The organism is Protofrankia sp. CiP1_Cm_nod2, assembly GCF_920664355.1.
Classification (GTDB): domain Bacteria; phylum Actinomycetota; class Actinomycetes; order Frankiales; family Frankiaceae; genus Protofrankia.
This window is the reverse complement of record NZ_CAKKTL010000291.1, coordinates 1-5726: the sequence shown is the minus strand read 5'-3', so window position 1 is coordinate 5726 and position 5726 is coordinate 1. Positions and strand designations below refer to the sequence as shown.

Below are 5726 nucleotides of genomic sequence, written 5' to 3'. Positions count from 1 at the left end.
CTGGTCGGTGTAGGTGGCGAGGGCGGTGTCGAGGGCGGTGGTGACCTCGTCGAAGGCGGCGCGGAAGACGGGGTAGGTGTCGTAGAGCTCGCGGCCGGCGCCGGGGCGCTGGGCGCCCTGCCCGGTGAACAGGAACGCGATCTTGCCAGGGGTGCCGGTGCCCACGACGGTCCGGGGCGTCTGCCGCTCGGTCGCGACCGCGTCCAGGCCCGCGAGCAGGTCGTCCCGGTCCCCGGCGATGACGACGGCGCGGTGGGACAGCGTCGCCCGGGTGGTGGCCAGTGAGTAGGCGACGTCCACCGGCCGCAGTGTGCTGTCACCGCTGACGTGCGCGGCCAGCCGGGCGGCCTGCTCCTGGAGGGCTCTGGGTGAGCGCGCGGAGATCAGGAACGGCAGTGGGCTGCCAGCCGGTTCGCCGGCGGGCGTCCCCGCGCTCCCCGGCTCCGCGCCCGCCTCGGTGGCGGGTGTGCCCGTGGCGGGCGCGTCCGCGTCGACCCGGGCAGCTGCCCGCACGTCCGTCCGGTCCGCCGGGCTGTCCGTCCCGGCATCCGCCGGGGTGGCCGGGGAGCTGTCCGCCGCGGCGTCCGCTGGGGCGGGCTGGTCGGTGGGGGCCTGTTCGATGATGATGTGGGCGTTGGTGCCGCTGACGCCAAAGGCGGAGACGGCGGCCCGGCGGGGCCGGTCGACATCGGGCCAGGGGCGGGCCTCGGTGAGCAGCTCCACCGCACCCGCCGACCACTTTACGTACGGTGATGGCTCGTCCACGTGCAGGGTTTTCGGCAGGACGCCGTGCTGGAGGGCGTGGACCGTCTTGATGATGCCGGCGACGCCGGCGGCGGCCTGGGCGTGCCCGATGTTGGACTTCAGCGAGCCGATGTAGAGCGGCCGGTCGGCGGGGCGGTTCTGCCCGTAGGTGGCGATGAGGGCCTGGGCTTCGATGGGGTCGCCGAGGCGGGTGCCGGTGCCGTGGGCCTCGACGGCGTCGACGTCGGCGGGGGTCAGGCCGGCGGCGGCGAGGGCGGCGCGGATGACACGCTGCTGGGACGGCCCGTTGGGGGCGGTCAGGCCGTTGGAGGCGCCGTCCTGGTTGACGGCGGAGGCGCGGACGACGGCGAGGATGCTGCGGCCGGCGCGCTGGGCGTCCGAGAGCCGCTCGAGCAGCAGCAGGCCGACACCCTCCGACCAGCCGGTGCCGTCCGCCGCCGCCGCGAACGCCTTGCAGCGGCCGTCGGGGGCGAGCCCGCGCTGCCGGGCGAAGTCCACGAAGCCCAGCGGCGACGTCATGACGGCGACCCCGCCGGCGATCGCCAGGTCGCTCTCGCCGGAGCGCAGCGACTGGGCGGCCAGGTGCAGGGCGACCAGCGACGACGAGCAGGCCGTGTCGATGGTGACCGCCGGCCCCTCGAAACCGAACGTGTAGGAGATCCGGCCGGAGGCGACGCTGCCGAGCGCGCCGGTGACCAGATAGCCCTCCAGCTCGTCGGGGACCTCGTGGAAGCCGGCGGCGTAGTCGCGCCCGGCGACACCGGCGAACACGCCGGTGCGGCTGCCGCGCAGCGACGTCGGGTCGATCCCGGCGTTCTCCAGCAGCTCCCAGGCGTTCTCCAGCAGCAGGCGCTGCTGCGGGTCGGTCGCGGCGGCCTCCCGCGGGGAGATCCCGAAGAACGCCGCGTCGAAGTCACCGGCGCCGGCGATGAACCCGCCCTGGCGGGTGTAGGTGGTGCCGGGATGGTCCGGGTCGGGATGGTAGAGCGCGTCGGTGTCCCAGCCGCGGTCGTCCGGGAAACCGCTGATCGCGTCACCGCCGGCGGCGGCGAGTTGCCACAGGTCCGCCGGCGAGTTGACCCCGCCGGGGTAGCGGCAGGCGGCGCCGACGATCGCGATCGGTTCCCGCCGGCTCTCCTCGATCTCCCGCAGCCGCCGGTGGGCGGCCCGGGAGTCCGCGAGCGCGCGCTTGAGGTATTCGCGGAGCTTGTCGTCGTTGGACATCGTCAGGCGTGCTCCTGATCCATGAGGGCGAACAGTTCCTCGTCGCTGGCGGAGTCGAGGTCCAGCTCGTTGTCGGACGAGCCGGTGGGACCGGCGGGGCCGGTGCCCCACTGGTCGAGCAGGCGGCGCAGGCGGGTGATCGCGGCCTGCCGGTCCGCCTCGGTGGCGGCGCCGGCGGCGAGGACGGCCTCCAGCTGGTCGACCGCGTCCACCGCCGTCGCCGGCACCGCCGCCGGGGTGTCGATGGCCAGTTCGGCGCGCAGGTAGGCGGCGACGGCCTCGGGGGTGGGATGGTCGAAGACGAGCGTGGCCGGCAGCTCCAGCCCGGTCGCGGCGCCCAGCCGGTTACGCAGGTCGACCGCGGTCAGGGAGCTGAACCCCAGCTCCTGGAACGTCCGGGTGGACAGGACCTCGTCGGCGTCGGCGTGCCCGAGCACCGTCGCGATCTCCGACTGGACGACCGTCAGCAGCGCCTCGTCCCGTTCGGCCTCGCCGAGGCCGGCCAGCCGCAGCAGGAGCCCGTCGGCGGCCGAGACCGAGGCGGCGGCCGGGTCGGCGGCGGCGAGGCCGCCGATCTGCGTCGGCCGGGTGGCGGAGACCTCCCCGGCGAACGAGCGTCCGACGTCCAGCCAGTAGCGCCGGTGCTGGAAGGCGTAGGTCGGCAGGGTGACCCGCGGGTGCGGGCTGCCGGACGTCACCGCCCAGTCGACCGGCACTCCCTGGACGTACAGCTCGGCGGCGGACAGCAGGAAACGGTCCAGCCCGCCCTGGTCGCGGCGCAGCGTCCCGGCGACCACGGTGCCGGTGGCGCCGGTCACCCCGGCGATCTCCTGCAGACTGAAGTTGAGCACCGGATGCGGGCTGATCTCGATGAACGTGTCATGGCCGCGCTCGAGCAGGGTACGGGTGGCCTGCTCGAAGCGGACCGTCCGACGCAGGTTCGCGAACCAGTACTCGGCGTCGAGGGTGCTGGTGTCGACCGGCTCACCGGTGACCGTGGAGATCAGCGGGATCGTCCCCGCCCGCGGTGTGATCGACGCGAGGTCCGCCAGCAGCACCTCGCGCAGGCTGTCGACGTGCGCCGAGTGCGAGGCGTAGGTGGCCGGGAGGACCCGGGCGCGCACGCCTTCGGCCTCCAGCTCCGCGACCAGTTCCGTCACGGCGTCGGTGTCACCGGCGACCACCAGCGACCCGGGGCTGTTGATGGCGGCGATCGACAGCCGGCCGTCCCCCCAGCGGGCCAGGCGCGGCTCGAGGTCGTCCGCGGTCAGCGCGATCGAGGCCAGGCAGCCGCGCCCGGCCAGCGCGATGGCGGCCTGGCTGCGCAGGGAGATCAGCCGGGCGGCGTCGTCCAGGGACAGGGCGCCGGCCACATAGGCGGCGGCGATCTCCCCCTGGCTGTGGCCGACGACGGCGTGCGGGTGCACACCGTGCGCGCGCCATAGCGCCGCGAGCGCGACGAGGATCGCCCACAGCGTGGGCTGGATCACGTCGAACCGCTCCAGCGTGGGCGCGTCCGGCGCCCCGCGCAGCACGTCGAGCAGGTCCCAGTCGATGTACGGGCGCAGCGCCCGCGCGCAGTCCGCGATCGCCGCGGCGAACACCGGGGAGGTGTCCAGCAGGGCCGCCGCCATTCCCGGCCACTGGGAGCCCTGGCCGGGGAAGACGAACACGATCCGGCGGTCCGCCGTGGCGGTGCCCCGGGCCGCGTTCACCGGCAGGTCGCCGCGGGCCAGCGCGTCGAGGGAGGCCAGGAAGCCGTCCCGGTCGTCGGCGACGACGACCGCGCGTTCGCTGAACGTCGCACGGGTGGTGTGCAGCGCAGCCGCGACCGCCGCGACCGCCGCGACGCCCGCCCCGGCCCCGCCGCCGTCCACCTCGGCCCCGCCGTTGGTCACAGGTTCGCCGCCGGCCGGCGGTTCGTCCGCGCGCAGCCAGGCCGCCAGCTGGGTGGCCTGCGCCCGCAGGGCCTGCGGGGTTTTCGCCGACAGCGTCCACGCGACCGGCTTGCCGTCGGTCACCGGTTCGCCGTCGGTCACCGGTTCGCCGCCGGCGGCCGGGCGGGACGGCGCCAGCGGACGGTCGTCGGCCGGGGCCTGCTCGATGATCGCGTGGGCGTTGGTGCCGCTGACACCGAAGGAGGAGATCCCCGCCCGGCGGGGCGCGCCCGTCTCGGGCCAGGGCCGGGCCTCGGTGAGCAGCTCGATGTCCCCGTCGGCCCAGTCCACGTACGGTGACGGCTCGTCCACGTGCAGGGTCCTGGGCAGGACGCCGTGCTCGATGGCCTGGACCATCTTGATGATGCCGGCGACGCCGGCCGCCGCCTGGGTGTGGCCGATGTTGGACTTCAGCGAGCCGAGGTAGACGGGCCGGCCGGCCTCCCGGTGCTGGCCGTAGGTGGCGATGATGGCCTGGGCCTCGATGGGGTCGCCGAGACGGGTGCCGGTGCCGTGCGCCTCGACGGCGTCGACATCGGCCGGAGCGAGCCCGGCGGCGGCGAGCGCGGTGCGGATGACACGCTGCTGGGACGGCCCGTTGGGCGCGGTCAGCCCGTTGGACGCGCCGTCCTGGTTGACCGCCGACCCCCGCACGAGCGCCAGCACCGGATGGCCGGCGCGGCGGGCGTCCGAGAGCCGTTCGAGCAGGACGAGCCCGATGCCCTCGGCCCAGCCCACGCCGTCCGCCGCCGCCGCGAACGCCTTGCTGCGGCCGTCCGGTGACAGCGCGCGCTGCCGGGACAGCTCCACCCAGGCGCCGGGGGAGGCCATCACCGTCACCCCGCCGGCGACCGCCAGCTCGCTCTCGCCGGAACGCAGCGACTGGGCGGCCAGGTGCAGGGCGACCAGCGACGACGAGCAGGCCGTGTCGATGGTGACCGCCGGCCCCTCGAAGCCGAACGTGTAGGAGATCCGGCCGGAGGCGACGCTGCCGGCGCTGCCGGTGCCGAGGAAGCCCTCCAACGACGACGGCGCCTCGTCCAGCCTGGGGGCGTAGTCGTGGTACATCACCCCGGCGAACACGCCGGTGCGGCTGCCGCGCAGCGTCGCCGGGTCGATCCCGGCCCGCTCGAACAGCTCCCAGGTGGTCTCCAGCAGCAGGCGCTGCTGCGGGTCGGTCGCCAGCGCCTCGCGGGGCGCGATCTCGAAGAAGTCGGTGTCGAAGTCGCCGGCGTCGAGCAGGAAACCGCCGTGGCGGGTGTAGGACGTGCCGGCGTGGTCCGGGTCCGGGTCGTGGAGCGCCTCGAGATCCCAGCCGCGGTCGCCCGGGAACTCGGTGATCGCGTCGGTGCCGGCGGCGACGAGCCGCCACAGGTCCTCCGGCGAGGCGACCCCGCCGGGGAAGCGGCAGGCCATGCCGACGATCGCGATCGGGTCGTCGTCGACGACCTGGCCGCCCGGCCGTCCGGCGCGGGACGCCGTGGCATCGGCCGGCGCCGTCCCGGCCAGCCCGGTCTCGGTCTCGGTCAGCAGCGTGAGCAGGAAGGCGGCGACGGCGGTGGGGTTCGGCTGGTCGAAGGTGAGGGTGGTCGGCAGCCGCAGCCCGGTCGCCGTGCCCAGCCGGTTGCGCAGATCGACGGCGGTCAGGGAGTCCAGCCCCAGGTCGGTGAACGGCCTGGTGGCCGCGACCGCGCGCGCGTCGGCGTGCCCGAGGGCCGCCGCGACCTCGCCGCGCACCAGGTCGAGCAGGTGCGCGGCCCGCTCGTCCGGGGACAGTGCGGCCAGCCGCGCCACCAGCGG

The 5726-nt window shown here is 75.4% G+C and carries 2 protein-coding genes; both read right to left on the bottom strand.

Annotation, left to right across the window (positions count from 1 at the left end; genetic code table 11):
- Window positions 1–1995: type I polyketide synthase (locus NBW84_RS21870; RefSeq protein WP_445548811.1), on the bottom strand; the 1995-nt coding region annotated here is incomplete at its 3' end.
- A partial coding sequence (locus tag NBW84_RS21865; RefSeq protein WP_250286976.1) for a type I polyketide synthase occupies window positions 1992–5726 on the bottom strand: 3735 nt, incomplete at its 5' end. The genes NBW84_RS21865 and NBW84_RS21870, both read right to left, overlap by 4 nt.